Source organism: Ampullimonas aquatilis (assembly GCF_049675895.1).
GTDB classification, from domain to species: Bacteria; Pseudomonadota; Gammaproteobacteria; order Burkholderiales; family Burkholderiaceae_D; genus Ampullimonas; species Ampullimonas aquatilis.
On the sequence record NZ_CP183834.1, the window covers coordinates 1,606,102 to 1,623,907 of the forward strand.

A 17,806-nucleotide genomic window follows, 5' to 3' on the forward strand; every position below is an offset into this window, starting at 1 on the left:
TTCATGGTGTGTAATTTTTTGCCAGTCAATTGATTAAACTGCCACGCGTAAGGTGCGATTGATGGTGCTCGTCAGCTTGTTGGCGTAGTTGGGGTCGGTGGCATAACCGGCTTTTTGCAGATTGCTGGCAAATTGCGCTACCGAGCCGCTACTGTTCAAGGCTTTCTGATAACGCGGGTTATTCTTGAGCAGATTGGCGTAATCGGTAAAGGCTTCGGCGTAGGAACCATAGGCACGGAAGTTTTCACGTGATTTGGTTTTTTCACCCTGTACATATTCGGTGGTCATGGAGGTTGCGACCGCACCTTTCCAGCCCTTGTCGGCCTTGATACCAAACAGGTTGAAGCTGGTCGAACCATCGATTGCCTTGATTTCACTTTTGCCCCAGCCACTTTCCAGGGCAGCCTGTCCCAAAATGAATTGGGCGGGCACACCGGTCGACTGTTCGGCTGCTTTGGCCGCGGCCCAATGCTGCTGGACAAAGGCATCGGCCTTGGGATCGGCAGCTGATGTGTTACTTGATTGATAAGCTTTGATGGCCGAACTACTTGGTGCAATCGGTGTTTTATCTTGTAATTGACGGCTGCTGCCCAGATTATTCAGACCGCGCATGCCATCCGGCAAATTGGTGCCAATTTCGCCAAGCAACTGACGGGCAATGATATTGGCCAGACCCATGCCCTTGCTACTGCTCATGGATTGCACCATCTGCTCGTCGAGCATCCCCTGATAAGAGCGTGAGGCATCCGACGAAAATGGATCCTCTTGTGGCGTGGCATCGCGCATCGACTTCATCAGCAGATTCATGAATACGGCTTCAAATTGCTTGGCGGCGGCCATGGCGGCTTGTCGGCGCGTTTCGGGTGAGTCGGCCTTGGCATCGCGTTTGAGTGATTCCAGTGCGTTGGCATCCAATGCCAAACGGTTACTGCTTAGCTGATTGGCTGAGGTCAATGATGAGAGGGCTGCCGGATCAAGACCGTTCATGGCGTGTCCTTAAATGATTTCCAGCTCGGCGCGTAACGCGCCGGAAGCTTTCATGGCTTGCAAAATGGCGAGCAAGTCTTGCGGGGTAGCACCAATCGTATTGAGTGCCTTGACCACATCGGCCAGCTTGGCACCGGCTTGCAAATACATCACCTGACCACCATCCTGCTTGATTTGAATGTCGGCTTTTTCAGTTACCACCGTCTGACCATTGCTGAATGGGGCGGGCTGGCTAACGGAAGGCGTGGAATTGATTGTCACCGACAGATTGCCATGCGCTACTGCGCAAGGCTCCAATGTCACAGCCTGGTTCATGACTATCGAGCCGGTACGGGCATTGATAATGACCTTGGCTGCGCCGATTGAGCTGGCAATTGGCAAGTTTTCAATTTGCGCCAGAAAGGCCACGCGTTCATTGCTGTCCATCGGTGCCTTGACTTCAATCACGCGGCCATCCAGGGCCTGTGCGGTACCCGGTGCAATGGCGCCGTTGATGGCTTCGGCTACTTTACGGGCGGTACCAAAGTCCATATTATTGAGTTCAAAGGTGAGCACTGGCGCAGTGGCAAAGGGTGAGGCGACTGCGCGCTCAACCGTAGCGCCGGCAGGAATGCGCCCCGATGAGAGCTGGTTGATTTGTGCCTTGGAACCACCGGCCGATGCGCCAGCACCGGCAATCACCACATTACCTTGACCAATCGCATAAATCTGACCATCGGCACCTTTGAGTGGCGTCATCAGCAAGGTGCCGCCACGCAGGCTCTTGGCATTACCCATGGATGAAATTGTCACATCCAGATTTTGTCCGGGCTTGATGAAAGGGGGCAGGCTGGCGGTTACCATCACTGCAGCCACATTTTTAAGTTGCAAGGATTGTCCCGGCGGCAGATTGACACCCATTTGCGCGAGCATATTTTGAATGCTCTGTACCGTAAATGGTGTTTGCGTGGTCTGGTCGCCCGTACCATCCAAACCGACGACCAGGCCATAGCCAATCAATTGGTTGGAGCGCACGCCCTGTACTGAAGCCAGATCCTTGATGCGTTCTGCATAGGCAGTCAGGCTCAGGCCTTGGGCCAGCAGCAGGAGTGCAAAACAACTACGTTTTATCCAGTGTGTCATGATATTTTTATAAGGTTGCAATGATCAGAATTTCAATATTTAAAATGGCAAGACATTGAGGAAGAAGCGTGACAGCCAGCCCATTTGCTGGGCTTCTTCCATATAGCCTTTGCCACGGTACTCAATCCGTGCATCAGCAATCTGCGATGAGCTGACCTGATTGCCTGCCAGAATGGTGGTCGGATTCACCACGCCGGCAATGCGCACGGTTTCCACGTTTTGGTTGAGGCCAATCTGTTTTTCACCGGCCACAATCAAATTGCCATTGGGCAAGACTTCAATCACGGTGGCAGTGATGGTGCCGGTAAACGAGTTTTGTGCCGAGGTGGCACCTTTGCCTTCAAACTTGTCCGAGCTGCTGCCTTTGGCGGATGCAATCGGATTGATATTCTGGCCAAGCAGACCTTTCACTCCCGGGGTCGTCAACTCGACCGAACCGGATTTATCGGCGCTGGAGTTTTTGCTATTGGTGGCCGACACTTTTTCATTGATGTTGATGACAATCGTGTCGCCCACATAGCGCGCACGAATGTCCTCAAACAAGGGCCGGTAGGCCACCTGGGTGCGGCTGCCATCCTGAAAGATGCTGCCACTATTCCCAGCCGCCATCGACTGTGGCTGTGGCCGCGCGGTGGTCGCCGGGCCAATATCCACATTCGGGGTGCGCAGGGTATTGCAAGCCGTCAAAAGACTGGTGGCAAGCATCAATAAAACAGTTTTCAACATGGTTTCAGTCATCTTAGAGTTGGGTCAGTTTTTGCAGCATCTGATCCGAGGTGGTGATTGCCTTGGAGTTGATTTCATAGGCGCGTTGTGCCTGAATCAAACTCACCAGTTCTTCCACCACGCTCACATTGGAAGTTTCCACATAACCCTGGCTGATCGTGCCCGCGCCATTCACACCTGGCACATTGGTGGCCGGTGTGCCGGAAGAGGGGGTTTCAGCGTACAGGTTTTGTCCCAATGCCTGCAAACCGGCCGGATTCACAAAGTTGGCCAACTGCAATTGCCCAACCGTGACTGCGGCGGTGCTACCTGGCTGGGTGACAGTAATCGTGCCGTCATTGGCAATCGAGACCGAGGTGGCATTGGCGGGCAGGGTGATCGCCGGTTGAATCGGATGGCCATTGGAGGTGACCAATTGGCCTTGCGCATCAAGCTGCAGGCTGCCATCGCGCGAATAGGCGGTGGTGCCATCAGGCATCTGCACTTGCAAAAAGCCATTGCCGTTAATCGCCACATCAAGTTTGTTGCCGGTATTTTGCAGGTTGCCCTGGGTAAAGTTGCGCACGGTGGCCACCGGTTTCACACCGGTACCCACTTGCAGGCCAGACGGCACCTGGGTTTGTTGCGAAGTCTGCGCACCGGGTTGCCGCATGGTCTGATACAACAAGTCCTCAAACACGGCGCGTGAACGCTTGAAGCCATTGGTGCTGACGTTGGCCAGGTTGTTGGAGATCACGTCAAGCTGAGTCTGCTGACCATCCAGCCCGGTTTTGGCAATCCATAACGAACGCATCATGATGGGGGTTCCTTGTTATCGTTTAATTAAATTTCAATCTTTTTACTGGGCTGGCGATCAAGCGCTGGCCAACAACTGTGAGGCTGCCTTGTCCGATTGTTCGGCGTTTTGCAGCAACTTCATATGGGTATCAAACTGGCGTGACAGGCTGATCATGTCGATCATCGCTTCCACGGCATTCACATTGCTCGATTCCAAAGCGCCGTTAGCCACTTTGACTGTTGGCGAGGTTTCAGCATCACCGGCGCTGCTTCTAAATAAGCCATCGCCGCCGCGAGTCATGGTTTTGGGATCAGGATCGACCAGCTTGAGCTTGCCCACATTGATCACACTGGCACGCGAGCCGGTTTTGGGAACGGCCGAAACCGTACCGTCATCGGCAATCTTGACTTCATGATCTGGTGGAATCACGATCGGGCCGCCTTCGCCTTGTACCTGCAAACCATTGGCGGTCATCAACTGACCGCCGGCATCCACTTCCAGATGGCCATTGCGGGTATAAGCTTCATTGCCATCAGCGGCTTGTACCGCCAAAAAACCCTTGCCATTGATGGCGACATCGAGTGAGCGGCCAGTCTGGTGAATCACGCCGGGCGTAAAGTCGGCACCGGTGGTGGTTTCGGCTGCATAAGCTCGGGTGGGCATGGCCTGGCCGAGCACCGGAGCGGTTCGATAGGCGGCAATTTCTGCACGAAAGCCGGACGTGGACAGGTTGGCCAAATTATTGGAAACCGTTTCCTGACGTTGCATGGCGTTTTTGGCGCCAGCCATACTCACATAAATCAGTTTGTCCACAATGCCGTTTCCTTCCAGAAATCATTCAAAAAAGCCATCTTTTACCTATACTAGGAGGGAGAATGGTTAATAAATAACTGCTTAAGTGCGTTAAATAAGGGTGTTTTAAAATACCCTTATTGAGTATCCAAATAAGCAGCTTATCCTCCCAAGCCCGTTGACGAGTTTGCTTAACGCAGGTTCACCAGCGTTTGCATGACGGAATCTTCGGTCTTGATGGTTTGCGCATTGGCCTGATAAACCCGTTGCGCGGTAATCATATTGACCAGCTCCGCCGTCAAATCCACGTTGGCTTCTTCCACTGCGCCAGCTTGCAGTGCGCCTGCCAGGCCGGTACCCGGTGAGTTATTGATGGCAGGACCGGATTCCGATGTTTCGGCCCAGGCGTTACCGCCCAGTTGCTGCAAGCCGTTAACGTTGGTGAAGTTGGCCAGAATGATTTGCGCCTGAGGACGGGATTGACCATTGGAATAACGGGCCTGAATCACCCCGTCGGTGCCGATGTTAAAACCGGTCACCTTGCCAGCGGTATAGCCATCTTGCGTGATCTGGTTAACACCAAAGGCCGAACCAAATTGGGTGGTGCCGGTAAAGTCGAGTGCCACATTATTGAGCAGTGGATTGGTGGCGGACAGCGTGGCCGTCATCGGTGAGCCACCGGCCAAAACACCGTTGTTGCCAAAAGTCAGCGTGCCCACCTTGGCAGCCATGGCCGTGCCATCCAGCGTGCCATAAACATCCCAGGTATTGGTGGCTGATTTGGCCATATACAGACCTAATGTGGAAGCCTTGCCCTGCTGGTCATACACCGTAAATGAGGTAGAACTGGTGTAACTGCCCACGGTGGTTGGGTTAAAGGGTGTCACCGTGGTGACGGCCGCGCCGGAATCCAGGTTCATGCTCAAGGTTGAGGTGGTGGATGGCTTGGGTGAAATATTGTCCATTGTCACCTTGATGGGTGCGACGGAAGCCGTCGAAATCACACCATTGGCATCGACCGAATAGCCGGTCAGCTTTTCATCTTTGGCGTTGACCAAATAACCCTGCTTGTCCATCTGAAACTGACCATTACGCGAATAGGTAATCGTGCCCGCATTGTCCATGCGGAAAAAGCCTTTGCCATTAATGGCCACATCGAGTGCATTACTGGTGGTGTTGATATTGCCCTGGGAAAAGTTTTGCGCCACTTCGGCCAGCGAAGTACCAATCCCGATCTGTGTGCCGCCACTGGCCAGCGCCCCGGCAAAGACATCAGAAAATTGCGCGGCGGAACTTTTGTAACCAACCGTGTTGGCATTGGATACGTTGTTGCCAATCGCATCGAGATTTTTGGACGCTGCATTCAAGCCGCTCAGGCCTTGTTGAAAACTCATGATGTTCCCTTTCTTGTTAGAAATACGACGCTTTAACTCAGTGGTATTGCGTGCTGCTACTCAAAATAAACCAATGAAATAATTTTTTATGAACCGCCAGGACGCCAAGCACGCAAAGGAAAAAAAGCGCTGCCCATTTTCGGTATTGCCACAACCAAACGATGTGTCATCTGACTGCTTAATTGGTTTTGCTGGGCGAACCTGGCGTCCTGGCGGTTCATATGGTTTTCTGCCTTACATGATCTGTTTCACATCCGACAATGCCATCGACGTGTTCTTGTCCAGATACAAAGTCGTGCCACTGTCAGAGCGTGATACCCCATTGATGCGTTGCAGGCTCAAGGTATCCACTGCCGTACCTTTGCCGTTTTGCACCGAGGTCACCGTAAAGTTATAGGTTTGATCGGCCACGCCCTTGGCGTCCCAGTCAAAGGTATGCACACCGGCCTTTTGCGGGCCCAAATCAAAACTGCCCACCAGCTTGCCGGCCGTATCACGGACCGACACGCTGACCTGGTCGGCAGAATCAGTCAGCTCATAGCCTGCCGAGGCTTTTTCACCGCTGACCGTGATGGATTTACCGGCGGCCAATACGTTATGACCAACCAGGCTGGCCGCCTGCAAAGACTGGCCATCGGCATAGGAGGCCGACATCGCCTCAATGCTGGTTTTTAAATCGGAGATGCCTTGTACGGTTTGAATCTGTGCCATTTGCGACGTCACCTGGGCGTTATCCATGGGGTTCAATGGGTCCTGGTTTTGCATCTGTGCGACCAGCAGTTTTAAAAAACGGTCCGAACTGCCCACATCATTTTTACTGCTCACCGCGCTGCTATTACTGGTAGCGCTGGTCGACGTGGTATTCGTTACTGAGTTAGTGGTTGCCATGAAAGTATTCCTTATTGTCCGAGGGAGAGGGTTTTCTGCATCAGCGTCTTGGCGGTATTCATCACCTCGATGTTGCTCTGATAGGAACGTGATGCTGAAATCATGTTGACCATTTCTTCCACCGGATTGATGTTGGGCATGGTGATATAGCCATCCTGATCCGCCATAGGATGTTTGGGGTCGTACAGCTTGCGGCCTGGCGTGGTGTCGGTCACCACCTGCTTCACGCCCACCGTGGCTGGTGCACTATTGGCCGACTGGCCTGCCGCCTGTTTGCCCGCCATGGCCTGAAACACCACATGACGTGCCTGGTAAGTCTGACCATCCGGCCCGGCCACGCTTTCAGCGTTGGCCATATTGCTGGCCACCACGTTCAAGCGCATGCTTTGGGCCGAAACGCCCGTGCTGGCAATTTCAAAAGCTTTAAAGAGTGACATGAGAAGGCTCCCTGGTTTTGCTCAGTAACTGTTTATTAACTGATTCATCAGCTGGTCTGCATGGCGCTTTGCAGCGTCTTGATCTGACCAGTCAAGGCTCGCAGTGCCGCTTCATAGCGCACTGCGTTGTCGGCGATATTGCTGCGTTCAGCATCCATATCCACCGTGTTGCCGTCTAATGAATCCTGACGCGCCTGGCGAAACTGCATGGAAGCCGATGATAAAAACACACTCTGGTTGCCACCCAAATGGCCGGCCGTGGTGGCGGTCATGGGCAGGGCGCCGCTGGTACTGGCAGCCTGACTGCTATTGGCATCCATGGTGTGGGTGGCATTTTTGAGTGCTTTGGCAAAGTCAAAATCGACTGCCTTGTAATTAGGGGTGTCGGCGTTGACGATATTGGCGGCCAGTGTTTCCTGGCGCTTGGAGCGCAGCATGAGCGCTTCGGACTGAAACTTCAGTGCGTCCTGAATATTGCCGAGCATATGACCCCCAATAAAAATCTGTTTCAGTTTTTCCGGATCGTGCCGTTAATCAAGTCATGAAGACCAACAAGACGGATGGCATCAATACGGGGCTTTTTTCTTCCTTGCATTATGCAAATTCGTTAAACAAGTCATCGAAGGAATAGCAGGGGGGAAATGCCCCTTTTTTTCCAAATGAATGGCAATAAGATCGGTAAAGTGTGGCTCACTAGTAATGGATGAGCCCATGAATAACCGCAAAAAACACTGGAAATCGCAACATCAGGCGCTGCTGGCCGGGCTGTTTGCCCTGTTTGCAGCAATGGCTGCCAATGGACAAACCGGGGTGCAGCCAGTACCAGTCAATCAGCTGGCACTGGCTGCACCAGCAGCCAATACGGTCAATGCGGCCTTGAGTCCACAGGTGCTGGCGCGCTTTCAGCAGCAGTTGACGCAACAGGTCATGCGTGAGCTGGAACCGGCTTTGGCACCGGCGGTGAAGAATATTGAAATCAATCTGGGTGAGATGGACAGCCGCTTGCGTCTGACACCCTGTAACAAGATTGAACCCGTGCTCGCCAGTGGTGCCCGCCTCTGGGGGCGTGCCACGGTGGGGCTGAAATGTCTGGATGCCGGTTGGACTCTGCTGGTGCCGGTACAGATCAAGATTACCGGTGATGCCTGGGTCAGCAATCGCAGTTTGAGCGCGGGTGAACTGATCAGCCCGCAGGATCTGACCATCAAGACCACCGAATGGACGCAATTCATGCCCGGGCAGTTGCTGTTGCCGGGTCAGGAGCAGCAGTTAAATGGCAAGGTACTGGCTCGTCCAGTGGCCGCCGGACAATGGTTGCGCGACGATATGCTGCGCGCACCAATGGCCGTCAGCCTGGGTGATATGGTCAGAGTGGTGGTGGAGGGTGATGGTTTTGCGGTGACGATGGATGCGCGAGCAACCTCATCAGCCATGCTTGGCCAAACCGTGCGGGTGCAAACCGAAAATGGCAAACAATTGTCCGGCGTTGCCCTTGCTGGCAAAGTGGTATCGATACATTTTTAGCTTGTTGAAATGTGGTGTCGAAAATGCGGGAAGAAAAAAGTGTGAAAAATGTGGTGCACAGTACCAAGCCGTGTGATGAAAATCGTCAATTGTCAGCCATGGCACTGCCAACCATTACCGTTTTTTACAAATGTTTGCGCTAAAGTTTTCTGCGGATAGTTCGCTATTACCCATAAGCGGTGACAATAGAACGAACGGTTTGCATGGGTCACCAAAATTGGCAAGACAGAGTCAAATAGATAAATGAAGCATTGGGGTCACACTGTTCAGTCACTGATTGAACCTGGAGAAAAGCATGAAAATCAATCAATCCAATAACTCGCCGCTCGACAAGCTTGGCATCACATCGCCCCAGAGCAAGTCAGGCGCAATCAAGTCAAGCAAGACTGATGAAACCTCATCCAGTGAGCCAGTCAGTTTTTCGGGCCTGTCATCACAACTGCAGGCGCTCGAATCCAAACTGACTCAAACCGATGAGTTTGACGCTGGCAAAGTCGAGTCCATCAAACAAGCCATCCGTGATGGCAAGTTTCAGGTGAATTCCGAAGTGGTCGCTGACAAGCTGCTCGCCAGCGTGAATGAAATGGTGGGTAAAAAGTCTGCTTAATTTTTAGCAAAGGCGCGTGATCGCGACATCGTGCCTTGCCAATCCCAACCAGATTAAATAGTTAACCAGGAATGATGATGAAAGATCCTCTTGCAATAAAACTTGAGCAAATGGAAAAACTGCTGAGCGCTGAAGAAGCTGCGCTGGTGGCCCATGACAGTCAGCAAGTAGCGCAATTGGCGCAAGACAAAGCCGCGCTCGTACTGGAAATGGACGGCATGGTCGACAGCTGGCGTGCCAGCCTCAAGCATCCTGAACTGCCCGCCGATGTTGTGATGACCGAGCTGGTTGAACGTGTGGAAGCACAAAACCGTTTGAATGGCAGCCTGATTGAAGATTATCTGCACACCTTGCATGCCCGCCTGAACAGTCTGCACATGGCAGCCGCGGCAGCGTCCGGTGAAGGTCAAAGCGGCCAGGCATTGTATGACTCAGTTGGCGCGACCCAGGTTAATACCACCGGTTCACGCGCCTACGCGCAAGCCTGATGGTAAGACCGATATTCAAGTTTTAAAGCATGATCAAATTTTAAAGTATTGGCATCACACTGGTTTTTCGTAGTTCTCTCCGTAGAAAGTTTAAGGCCTTGGTTTCAGATCAAGGCCTTTTTTTATGATGCTGTTCGGGGGGATCAGATGAAACCTTGTGATAAACAGGTGAAGAGGACACCAGTGATCAAGAGTGATGTTGATTGAAAACGCTTGAATTGTTTGATCAAAATACGCTGTTTTTCTCAAAAATATTGATACTCTCAGATATACCTTGTAAATATGGCTGTTTATGTAGGTATATATTGGGCCTGTTCCTTTACTCTGGTAGAGTATATTTTCCACATACGACTGGTCTGGGCATTTCGGGATGCTGCACCGTACCTTTACTGGATCGAGGGAAAGATCACCTGTACGCGCAACCCTGTCTGGGTTTGCTCATCGCTATTGGCAAGTCGCACTTTGGCACCCAGCCGGTCAGCAATGGTTTTCACAATCGATAAGCCCAGTCCCGAGCCTACCGTATCATTACCCAATACACGATAAAACGGATCAAAGACACGCTCGCGTTCTGTTTCGGCAATGCCAATACCGGTATCATCAACCTGCAAAATGATGCTGTCACTCTTGGCAATGACTGAAAGATCAATGCGCCCCCCTTCTGGGGTATAACAGATGGCATTATCAACAATATTTTTGACGAGAGTTTTTAAATCAATTTCATTGGCCAGTACGGTGATATCGGCATTGCCGAGTACACCGATATCAATCGATTTTGCTTCGGCCAGTGGTATCAGGTCTTCCAGAACCAGCCGCAGGATGTGCTGCATCGATATCTTTTCGGTTGCCCCATATGGCTGTTCCTGTGCTCTGGCCATGACCAATAACTGCTGGAGCAGGCCACGCGCTCTTTCGATACCTTGACGCAAAGCGTTCAGACGTTCCCTGGCCTGAGTTGACATGGCTGCCGCATCCAGCCGTTCTGCCTGCAATGACAGGGCTGCCAGAGGAGAGCGCAATTCGTGCGCGGCATCGGCTAAAAATCGTCGTTGCACGGCCACCGAATTGGTCATTCTTGAGAGCAGTCGATTGATGGCAATAATGAAGGGATGAATTTCTGAAGGAAGATGCAGATTGCTGATTTCCCGCATATCCTGCTCCGATCGTTGATCCAGCTCTGATGCCATGGTTTTCAATGGCCGAAAAAGCTTGCCGATCAGGTTGCCTACCAGCAAGAGCAGGATCGGAATCAGGATCAGAAACGGCATGAGGGTTCGTAATGCACTATCGCGTGCTATTTCATCTCGTACTTCGGTCTGCTGAGCAATGGCAATGCGAGTATGGCTGTCGAGTGATTTCACAAAGAGCCGCCATGAACGCTCGTTCACTGATTGAGTTTGAATGCCCTCAGGCAAATTTTGTGGCAGCCCGCTCAGTTCGTGGCTGGACTTTTGATTGGGCGCTTCCTGTTGTTCTTGATGTGCTGGTGGTGGATCGGGTTGTTGTAACACCTGAACAATGATGCGGGATTCCGGTTCCGAATCAGCAATCATCTCGGGAGCGGGCAGATTCGTCATCGGCAAGTGTTGATGCTGGATCAGCGCCGCCATCTGGCGCAGCTGATTGTCCTGAAATTCAATCGCTTCCTGAAAGGCTGAGACAAAGGAAAAGATGCATGCTGCCACAGCCATCACCAGAATGATCAGCGATAGCCATACCGACAGCCGGAACTGCAAGGATTGTGTCATGGTTCTTTTGAGACCATCCATCCAACCCCCCTCACATTTTTTATGGCATCGGTTCCCAGTTTTTTGCGCAGGGCATGAATCAGGAATTCAATCGCATTACTTTCCACTTCTTCGCCCCAGCCATAAATCCGTTCTTCCAATTCAGTGCGCGATAAAATGGTACCCGGTCTTATCATCAAGGCTTGCAGCAAGGCAAATTCGCGGTTGGAGAGCTGCCAGGCTTCACCTTCCTTGACATTGGCTTTACGGGTTGCGGGATCAAGCGAGATCAAGCCATTGCCTAGCAATGGACTGGCCATACCGCCTTTGCGTCGCATGACAGCCCGCATGCGTGCCAACAGTTCGGCCATTTCAAATGGTTTGAGCACGTAGTCATCGGCTCCCGCATCCAGGCCGTCAATCCGGTCTTCCAGACCATCACGTGCAGTAATGATCAACAAGGGCACTGGATTATCCTTGCCACGAATGGATTTAAGTACTGTCAGGCCATCCTTGCCGGGTAAACCCAGATCAAGCAGAATGAGATCGTAGTGCTGGCATGCGAGGGTGTGCAGTGCCGTCTGGCCGTTTCTTACCCAGTCGGCCGCATACGATGTATCCTTCAATGCACCGTGAATAACCTCGCCAATCATGGGATCATCTTCAATGAGCAACACTCGCATTGCTTCTCCGGTCTATCGTGCCATGCCATACGCCAGGATTTGCCGTATCCATGCAATCATTGCTTCAATGTGCCTTTTGTGCAGCGCTTTGCCTGAACAGCAGGAGACACGTGAGCATGAATGCAAACAATACTGCTGATGCAGAGTAACGGTTCAATGCCAGCCCACCTGAGCTGAGTGGTTTATCAAGAAAATCACCGACTACGGCACCCAATGGACGGGTCAGAATAAATGCGGCCCAAAAGAGCAGCGTTCGTGACAACGTTGTTTTGTAATATGCTGCCATAATCAATAACAATAGTGTACCGAATACGATTGCGCCACCTTCATAGCCCAGGCCTGCTGTATCGGCAGTCCAGTCACCCAGTGCGGTACCGAGCGTCTGAGAAAACATGATGGTGATCCAGTAAAACATTTCGGCCCTGGGTGAGTTAACCGTATCAACAGATACAGTGCCCATGGCGCGATACCAGATCCATATTGATGCCATCAACAGGGCAAATAACAGGGATGAACCGCCAGCGTAACCGATTCCGAGAGATCGATCGGCAAAATCGGCCAATGTTGTGCCGACCGTTGTGGTGGCAATAATTGTGGCCCAGTACAAAAATGGATGAAAGGCCTTTGCTCTGATTTGTGCCCCTACGGCGACCAAAAAGAAGGCCGCAAAAATTGCGGTACCGAGTAGATAGCCCAGATCCATTGACATGGATACCGCATCACCTGCTGTTTCACCCAGCGTCGTGGCGGCAATTTTGATGATCCAGAAGAGCAGGGTAACCGCTGGCACTTTGCTTAAGACTTGGGAGGATGGTGAGTGCATGGACTGATTGTTTTTCTATTCAGATTGACTGATGGATTGCCATGCAATCAGGCCGTGGTTGATTGATGACGGTGATATGGCCCGATGCAGGCAAGTGATCGTCTTGCATTGCAGTGTGCGCATGATTCTCGTTAACAGATTCATGCAAGCTGGCTGACAGAAATCAGTCTTTGCCGCTGAACTGGTCCATGACCTTGAGTAGTTCGGCTAGTGATTACTGGCAGTTTGCAGCATTGGGTGTACTGGCACGCAATGCCGCCAGAGCATGATCAATGGCCTTGTCGACGACATGCCAGTCTGATGCAGCACGTGGCTTAAGCCCAGCTTCGGCTACATCCCATGACAGCTCCAGATCCTTGATCCGTTTTTTGGCACCAGCCAGATCACCTTTGTCGACGATGGCAGCGACATCGGCAGCAATGGTGCGAAAAGCCGACAGATCACCCAGTTTTGACGGTGTGGCAGCCTGGGCTGTGGAAATCAGATTCATGTTTGGTAATACCACTTGACCGGCACACAATGCCGCCATGGCAACGGTGATACCCATGAATGGACGAGAGAAGTGACGTACTGTCATGACATTTTCCTTTAAGAGTAAGTTGGCTGCCTTAGGCGGCCTGTTGAAATTTTTCAGCTTGTTTGAGTTGTTTCTGGGCTATTGCGACCAGCGCAATGATGACTGTCAGGAAAAGGGCGCTGGTGCGCATGGCACCCAGACCCAGACCACCGTAGGTTGGCATCTGTGACAGCAGGTCACCCAGTGCGGCACCGAGCGGTCTTGTCAGAATGTAGGCGATCCAGAATGTCAGGACCGCATTGGTACCCGCACGATAGGCCACTATCGTGAACGCAATCAAAATCCCAAAGACCACAACGCCAAACTGAAATCCAAGTCCCAGGGCTTCGGTAGCGAGGTCACCCGCAGCAGTGCCAAGCGCAAAGGTGCACAAAATGGCTGCCCAATAAAACAGTTCTCGTCGACGGGTAAAAATAGTATGGATTGACAGCGTTTTTTCGCTGCGATACCAGAAGGCAAAAATCATGGCCAGTCCAGCAGCAAACACGGCCGTACTCAGATACAGGCTGACACCCAGCCCATCGGTCAGTGCATCGGTGATTTGGGTGCCCACCACACTCACCAATACCACCGTCAGCCAGTAAACCGCCGGAACATAATGACGCAAGCGTAACTGTGTGAACAGTGCCAGCGTCAACGCGATAGTCATGGCGGTGCAGGTAATCAGGGTCCCCAGCCCAACATCAACGGCAAGATAGTCGGCGATGGTCTCACCGACCGTGGTTGACATGATTTTGATAATCCAAAAACTGAGTGTGGCTTGTGGCACCTTGTTGAGCCAGTGACTATCTGATTGCCTGGTTTGTGTTGTCATATGGGTTTATCCAAAAAATAGGAAAGCGGGATGGCGGTACGTAGTGTGTCAGCCCAGACTTAGGCCAGACTTAGGCATGGTCAAAACTATATTCAGACACTGCACATGAGTTCAATGGGGACCAAGAAATTGCCGGAGCGCGCAGCAGTTGGGAAATTTGAATGACGGCACCGGTTGACTGTGTGGAAGCACAAAACCGTTTGAACGACTGCCTGATTGAAGATTATCTGCACACCTTGCACGCCTGCCTGAACAGTCTGCAAATGACAGCCGCAGTAGCCGGGTGAAGGCCAAAGCGGCCAGGCGTTGTATGACTTGATGAAGCGCTAATACGGTGGTACTGGTCAATTTTGAATGTCATGCCGAGTCTCACATCGTGTCAACGCCGTGAGTCTGGCGTGATGACGATGAGGATAAAAGTGGCATCACTGAAAGTGATCTTTTGTCGATGCGCTATGTTGTCATTTTATCTGATGGCTTCTATGCGCCCCGATGCGATGCACTTCGGATGTGTCAGGTCTCCAGATGTAGCGGTCGTCTCAGAAAACCGAAAATAAAGCACGCTAAGCTTAGCTTACTGTAGTGGGTTACAGGGGGGGGAGACAAGTTCCTCTGTGATGGCAGCAACTCCTGGTTTAGCGGTCACCGCTGCGTGCCGGATTCCAGGCCACCGACGATTCCCGGAACGACCTTGCGAAGGTGGTTGGCGAATTCGAGCAAGTGAGGTGACTGGGTGCCGGTGCGCGACCAAGTTGCTTCGAAGCTGATCGTGACCTCGCGGCCAGATTTATCGGCGATCAGAAATGAAGCGTGCCCGCTCGCTGCCACCTTCGATTTTGGCAGTATCGCCGATCCGATACCCAATGCGGCCCATTCCTCCAACACCTGGTAGCTCATGGCTTCGCCCGAGTATTCTTGGAGCTTGCGACGCTGGCTGCGGAACAGAGCGCGGGTCGCGCGTGACAACCCACAGGCGTCGGGCACCATCACATAGGTTTCATCTGCAATGTCTTTGAGTTGTACAGAATGCGGGGGCGGGTCGCTCGGCCACACCGCGCCACGGGGGATGAAGATCAGCGGCTCGTCATAAAGGAATGTTGCGATCCACGTTCCTTTGTAAACATTTGCGACGCCAAAAACAAAATCCAAGTGCCCTTCATCGAGCATGCGGTAAAGGTCCGTCATATTCATCTCACGCAGCACCACGTCAACGTCTGGGTTGCGCAGTCGGAACGGCTCAATCATCAGACCCAACAATTTTGCACTGATGAGCGGCGACGTGCCGATGCGGATCAAACGCTTGTCTGGACTGAGGAAAACCTGAGTCTGGTGAACCAAGCTGGTCTGCGCGCTCAGCACCTCGTTGATGTAGGGCAAGACGTGCGTCCCAAAGGGCGTCAGCGCGACCTTGCGAGTCGTGCGCACGAACAAGCGGTCTCCCAACTCGCTTTCCAGTTGCGCGATGCCGTTCGACAGCGTTGGCTGGGTCACGCAGCACTGCGCTGCGGCGGCCGTGAACGAACCCGTGGAAGCGATGGCACTGGCAAAGCGGAGTTGGCTGAGATTCATTTGTTATTTATAGCACATATGAATGGATTGTATGCGAAAAGACAATTTCCGAATGAATCAGAGAATGCGTAACCTTCATGCATGTCGGCATCCCGCTGGCGGAAACCTCAAGGAGAATGAAGATGGTCTATTTGCAAATCAGTCTGAATGTCGCTGCGAAGGATCGTCCAGCGGCCGCTGCGATCTACACTCAATTCAAGGGGCCGTTCCTGGCTCAGGCGAAGGGTGCGCTGTCCAAGGACCTGCTAGTCCGAGATGAAGACGTGCAAGTCCTGCACAGCTTTGATTCGGTCGAGAACGCCAAGGCCTACCTCTCCAGCGCACTTTTTAACCAAGACGTAGTCACCGCGCTGAAACCGCTGCTGCAAAGCCCGCCAGATGTGCGCATCTACGCTGCAGCCTGACCCACATAAAACTGTCCCCACTCATTTCACCAGGAGAACCTCATGACGAATAGCTTCCAACGCGCGATTGCTAAACCCTTATCCTCCATACTCGTCGCGTCAGCCTTGGCAGTACCAAGCTTTGCATTTGCGGAGAAGGCGTACCTCGAAATCACGCTCAAGGTCGATCCACAAGATCGGGCCGCTGCCGGATCGATCTACTCGAAATTCAAGAAGCCATTTCTTAGCAAAATTCCTGGCGCGAAGTCGAAGGAGCTTCTGATCCGTGATGACGACGTCCAGGTGCTACATGGATTCGCCACCCGAAAGCAAGCCGAAGCTTATCTAAGCAGTGACCTCTTTACGAAGGATGTCGTGGTCAGCCTCAAGCCCTTGCTAAAGGTCGATCCCGAAGTCCGAATTTATTCGACTGACTGACGCGCACCGGCAATGAAGCTGAACGATGACCCATCCAAGCGCGTCGTACTCCGCTCGACGGAGCTACCCTGGCAGCCCAGTCCTGTGGCCGGTGTCCAGCGGCGTTTGCTTGCACGTGACGGCGACGAAGATGCTCGGGCCACCAGTATTGTTCGTTATGAGCCAGGCGCGGTGTTTCCGTCCCATGCGCATCCGCAGGGCGAGGAGATCGTAGTGCTTGATGGGGAGTTCGCGGATGAGCACGGCATCTACCCTGCCGGCACTTACATCAAGAAGCCGCGCGGGTATAGTGTTCGACTGGTGCCTTGGTGCCAGCATAGGCGGCGTAGAACGGCGTGAATGCACCAAGCAGCGATGTCACCAGCATGACGATCTTGCCATTGTCGTTGACATGCCTGCCCGCTTCCCTGAGGAAAAAGAAGGCGATCTTGGAATTGACTGCCGTCATCTCATCGTACTCGGCTTCGCTGATTTCGGTAAACGCTTTCTTGAGCACCTTGCCAACCGTGTTGATGGCGATATCAGGCTTACCGACCGCAGCAACGGTATCGGCAAACAGTTTCTCGACAGCACCAGCCGTCGTCAGGTTGGCCTGGATCGCCACGGCATTGGCGCCAGTCGCCCTGATCGCGGCAACAGTCGCATCAGCTTCTGCCTTGCTGCTTGCGCTGTTGTAGTGAATGGCCACGGCCTTGGCACCGTGCTGTGCCAAATCCCGGGCGATTAACCCGCCAAGGTTCTTGGCACCGCCCGCGATGAGGACGACTTTGCCTTTAATAGAATGGTTTGCCATGGGGAATCTCTTTTGATGGATGAACTGGGCTCTAGTCTAGGCAACAATACATCGGAGATCAGCCAGGAGAACCTGGATGGATTATCCAGAGAATCATGCCAATCGCGTCGAGTTAACCGGCATGAAAGTGAGGAAGATAGCAATGAGTGAAACTTAACGCGTCAACCGAACTACTCAAATTGAGATTCTTGAAATTTGATTGTTCACTTGAAAAAATAATCAGTATTCAAATATTGAGATCCAGTAGTCAGCATCG

Annotated in this window: 22 protein-coding genes and 1 pseudogene; 7 read left to right on the forward strand and 16 right to left on the reverse strand. The window is 52.4% G+C overall.

The annotated features are described in order from the left end of the window. Nucleotides 1-33 precede the first annotated feature (33 nt). The 9 genes from flgJ to flgB all read right to left on the reverse strand — a co-directional run bounded on the left by flgJ (nt 34) and on the right by flgB (nt 7,609). Complete coding sequence (gene flgJ, locus ACMYR3_RS07400) at nt 34-987, reverse strand: flagellar assembly peptidoglycan hydrolase FlgJ (RefSeq protein ID WP_424195982.1); 954 nt, start codon at nt 985-987, stop codon at nt 34-36. A 9-nt stretch (nt 988-996) separates the two neighbouring features. Beyond that, complete coding sequence (locus ACMYR3_RS07405) at nt 997-2,109, reverse strand: flagellar basal body P-ring protein FlgI (RefSeq protein ID WP_424195985.1); 1,113 nt, start codon at nt 2,107-2,109, stop codon at nt 997-999. Between the two features lie 39 nt (nt 2,110-2,148). Continuing rightward, nucleotides 2,149-2,835, reverse strand: coding sequence for a flagellar basal body L-ring protein FlgH (locus tag ACMYR3_RS07410; RefSeq protein ID WP_424195987.1), 687 nt, complete (start codon nt 2,833-2,835; stop codon nt 2,149-2,151). Between the two features lie 13 nt (nt 2,836-2,848). Next, complete coding sequence (gene flgG / locus ACMYR3_RS07415; protein ID WP_424195989.1) at nt 2,849-3,631, reverse strand: flagellar basal-body rod protein FlgG; 783 nt, start codon at nt 3,629-3,631, stop codon at nt 2,849-2,851. Nucleotides 3,632-3,688: 57 nt separating this feature from the next. Further along, nucleotides 3,689-4,426 (reverse strand): flagellar basal-body rod protein FlgF, encoded by a 738-nt coding sequence (gene flgF / locus ACMYR3_RS07420; protein WP_424195990.1) that lies wholly within the window; start codon nt 4,424-4,426, stop codon nt 3,689-3,691. 170 nt (nt 4,427-4,596) lie between these two features. Further along, complete coding sequence (gene flgE, locus ACMYR3_RS07425) at nt 4,597-5,799, reverse strand: flagellar hook protein FlgE (protein ID WP_424195992.1); 1,203 nt, start codon at nt 5,797-5,799, stop codon at nt 4,597-4,599. Nucleotides 5,800-6,033: 234 nt separating this feature from the next. After that, complete coding sequence (locus ACMYR3_RS07430; protein ID WP_424195994.1) at nt 6,034-6,687, reverse strand: flagellar hook assembly protein FlgD; 654 nt, start codon at nt 6,685-6,687, stop codon at nt 6,034-6,036. Nucleotides 6,688-6,698: 11 nt separating this feature from the next. Next, nucleotides 6,699-7,124, reverse strand: coding sequence for a flagellar basal body rod protein FlgC (gene flgC / locus ACMYR3_RS07435; protein ID WP_424195996.1), 426 nt, complete (start codon nt 7,122-7,124; stop codon nt 6,699-6,701). A gap of 47 nt (nt 7,125-7,171) precedes the next feature. Continuing rightward, nucleotides 7,172-7,609, reverse strand: coding sequence for a flagellar basal body rod protein FlgB (gene flgB, locus ACMYR3_RS07440; RefSeq protein WP_424195998.1), 438 nt, complete (start codon nt 7,607-7,609; stop codon nt 7,172-7,174). Nucleotides 7,610-7,835: 226 nt separating this feature from the next. On the opposite strand from flgB, the gene flgA reads away from it, so the two are divergent. The 3 genes from flgA to ACMYR3_RS07455 all read left to right on the forward strand — a co-directional run bounded on the left by flgA (nt 7,836) and on the right by ACMYR3_RS07455 (nt 9,743). After that, on the forward strand, nt 7,836-8,648 hold the full coding sequence (gene flgA, locus ACMYR3_RS07445; protein WP_424196000.1) for a flagellar basal body P-ring formation chaperone FlgA: 813 nt from the start codon (nt 7,836-7,838) through the stop codon (nt 8,646-8,648). A 295-nt stretch (nt 8,649-8,943) separates the two neighbouring features. Further along, nucleotides 8,944-9,255, forward strand: coding sequence for a flagellar biosynthesis anti-sigma factor FlgM (gene flgM, locus ACMYR3_RS07450; protein ID WP_424196002.1), 312 nt, complete (start codon nt 8,944-8,946; stop codon nt 9,253-9,255). 77 nt (nt 9,256-9,332) lie between these two features. Next, on the forward strand, nt 9,333-9,743 hold the full coding sequence (locus ACMYR3_RS07455; protein ID WP_424196004.1) for a hypothetical protein: 411 nt from the start codon (nt 9,333-9,335) through the stop codon (nt 9,741-9,743). Between the two features lie 386 nt (nt 9,744-10,129). Here the strand turns inward: ACMYR3_RS07455 and ACMYR3_RS07460 are convergent, their stop codons facing one another. The 5 genes from ACMYR3_RS07460 to ACMYR3_RS07480 all read right to left on the reverse strand — a co-directional run bounded on the left by ACMYR3_RS07460 (nt 10,130) and on the right by ACMYR3_RS07480 (nt 14,367). Further along, a complete protein-coding gene (locus ACMYR3_RS07460) occupies nt 10,130-11,512 on the reverse strand; it encodes an ATP-binding protein (protein WP_424196006.1) in 1,383 nt (460 codons plus the stop codon). Then, on the reverse strand, nt 11,488-12,153 hold the full coding sequence (locus tag ACMYR3_RS07465; protein ID WP_424196008.1) for a response regulator: 666 nt from the start codon (nt 12,151-12,153) through the stop codon (nt 11,488-11,490). Before ACMYR3_RS07465 ends, ACMYR3_RS07460 begins: the two co-directional genes overlap by 25 nt. A gap of 64 nt (nt 12,154-12,217) precedes the next feature. Further along, nucleotides 12,218-12,976 carry a hypothetical protein gene (locus ACMYR3_RS07470; protein WP_424196010.1) on the reverse strand — a complete coding sequence of 253 codons (759 nt, stop codon included), beginning with the start codon at nt 12,974-12,976 and terminating at the stop codon, nt 12,218-12,220. 214 nt (nt 12,977-13,190) lie between these two features. Next, entirely contained in the window at nt 13,191-13,553 is a 363-nt protein-coding gene (locus ACMYR3_RS07475) for a hypothetical protein (protein ID WP_424196012.1), read from the reverse strand. Between the two features lie 31 nt (nt 13,554-13,584). Continuing rightward, complete coding sequence (locus tag ACMYR3_RS07480) at nt 13,585-14,367, reverse strand: hypothetical protein (protein WP_424196014.1); 783 nt, start codon at nt 14,365-14,367, stop codon at nt 13,585-13,587. Between the two features lie 161 nt (nt 14,368-14,528). Between ACMYR3_RS07480 and ACMYR3_RS07485 the strand changes: the two genes are divergently transcribed. Beyond that, nucleotides 14,529-14,654, forward strand: a complete 126-nt coding sequence (locus ACMYR3_RS07485; protein ID WP_424196016.1) for a hypothetical protein — start codon at nt 14,529-14,531, stop codon at nt 14,652-14,654. Between the two features lie 355 nt (nt 14,655-15,009). Here the strand turns inward: ACMYR3_RS07485 and ACMYR3_RS07490 are convergent, their stop codons facing one another. After that, entirely contained in the window at nt 15,010-15,936 is a 927-nt protein-coding gene (locus tag ACMYR3_RS07490) for a LysR family transcriptional regulator (protein WP_424196018.1), read from the reverse strand. Between the two features lie 122 nt (nt 15,937-16,058). Between ACMYR3_RS07490 and ACMYR3_RS07495 the strand changes: the two genes are divergently transcribed. The 3 genes from ACMYR3_RS07495 (at nt 16,059) to ACMYR3_RS07505 (ending at nt 17,096) form a co-directional block, all read left to right on the forward strand. Then, nucleotides 16,059-16,340, forward strand: coding sequence for a hypothetical protein (locus ACMYR3_RS07495; RefSeq protein WP_424196411.1), 282 nt, complete (start codon nt 16,059-16,061; stop codon nt 16,338-16,340). A 105-nt stretch (nt 16,341-16,445) separates the two neighbouring features. Beyond that, a complete protein-coding gene (locus tag ACMYR3_RS07500; RefSeq protein ID WP_424196413.1) occupies nt 16,446-16,757 on the forward strand; it encodes a hypothetical protein in 312 nt (103 codons plus the stop codon). 12 nt (nt 16,758-16,769) lie between these two features. Continuing rightward, nucleotides 16,770-17,096 carry a cupin domain-containing protein gene (locus tag ACMYR3_RS07505; protein ID WP_424196020.1) on the forward strand — a complete coding sequence of 109 codons (327 nt, stop codon included), beginning with the start codon at nt 16,770-16,772 and terminating at the stop codon, nt 17,094-17,096. Here the strand turns inward: ACMYR3_RS07505 and ACMYR3_RS07510 are convergent. Next, a pseudogene (locus tag ACMYR3_RS07510) lies at nt 17,029-17,550 on the reverse strand (SDR family oxidoreductase); the annotation flags it as partial. The gene ACMYR3_RS07505 and the pseudogene ACMYR3_RS07510 overlap by 68 nt on opposite strands. Nucleotides 17,551-17,806: the final 256 nt, after the last annotated feature.

Bases quoted from the DNA above. Each gene is read 5' to 3' on its own strand.
- flgJ (WP_424195982.1), bottom strand. From the start codon at position 987: ATGAACGGTCTTGATCCGGCAGCCCTCTCATCATTGACCTCAGCCAAT.
- ACMYR3_RS07405 (WP_424195985.1), bottom strand. From the start codon at position 2,109: ATGACACACTGGATAAAACGTAGTTGTTTTGCACTCCTGCTGCTGGCC.
- ACMYR3_RS07410 (WP_424195987.1), bottom strand. From the start codon at position 2,835: ATGTTGAAAACTGTTTTATTGATGCTTGCCACCAGTCTTTTGACGGCT.
- flgG (WP_424195989.1), bottom strand. From the start codon at position 3,631: ATGATGCGTTCGTTATGGATTGCCAAAACCGGGCTGGATGGTCAGCAG.
- flgE (WP_424195992.1), bottom strand. From the start codon at position 5,799: ATGAGTTTTCAACAAGGCCTGAGCGGCTTGAATGCAGCGTCCAAAAAT.
- ACMYR3_RS07430 (WP_424195994.1), bottom strand. From the start codon at position 6,687: ATGGCAACCACTAACTCAGTAACGAATACCACGTCGACCAGCGCTACC.
- flgC (WP_424195996.1), bottom strand. From the start codon at position 7,124: ATGTCACTCTTTAAAGCTTTTGAAATTGCCAGCACGGGCGTTTCGGCC.
- flgB (WP_424195998.1), bottom strand. From the start codon at position 7,609: ATGCTCGGCAATATTCAGGACGCACTGAAGTTTCAGTCCGAAGCGCTC.
- flgA (WP_424196000.1), top strand. From the start codon at position 7,836: ATGAATAACCGCAAAAAACACTGGAAATCGCAACATCAGGCGCTGCTG.
- flgM (WP_424196002.1), top strand. From the start codon at position 8,944: ATGAAAATCAATCAATCCAATAACTCGCCGCTCGACAAGCTTGGCATC.
- ACMYR3_RS07455 (WP_424196004.1), top strand. From the start codon at position 9,333: ATGAAAGATCCTCTTGCAATAAAACTTGAGCAAATGGAAAAACTGCTG.
- ACMYR3_RS07460 (WP_424196006.1), bottom strand. From the start codon at position 11,512: ATGGATGGTCTCAAAAGAACCATGACACAATCCTTGCAGTTCCGGCTG.
- ACMYR3_RS07465 (WP_424196008.1), bottom strand. From the start codon at position 12,153: ATGCGAGTGTTGCTCATTGAAGATGATCCCATGATTGGCGAGGTTATT.
- ACMYR3_RS07470 (WP_424196010.1), bottom strand. From the start codon at position 12,976: ATGCACTCACCATCCTCCCAAGTCTTAAGCAAAGTGCCAGCGGTTACC.
- ACMYR3_RS07475 (WP_424196012.1), bottom strand. From the start codon at position 13,553: ATGACAGTACGTCACTTCTCTCGTCCATTCATGGGTATCACCGTTGCC.
- ACMYR3_RS07480 (WP_424196014.1), bottom strand. From the start codon at position 14,367: ATGACAACACAAACCAGGCAATCAGATAGTCACTGGCTCAACAAGGTG.
- ACMYR3_RS07485 (WP_424196016.1), top strand. From the start codon at position 14,529: ATGACGGCACCGGTTGACTGTGTGGAAGCACAAAACCGTTTGAACGAC.
- ACMYR3_RS07490 (WP_424196018.1), bottom strand. From the start codon at position 15,936: ATGAATCTCAGCCAACTCCGCTTTGCCAGTGCCATCGCTTCCACGGGT.
- ACMYR3_RS07495 (WP_424196411.1), top strand. From the start codon at position 16,059: ATGGTCTATTTGCAAATCAGTCTGAATGTCGCTGCGAAGGATCGTCCA.
- ACMYR3_RS07505 (WP_424196020.1), top strand. From the start codon at position 16,770: ATGAAGCTGAACGATGACCCATCCAAGCGCGTCGTACTCCGCTCGACG.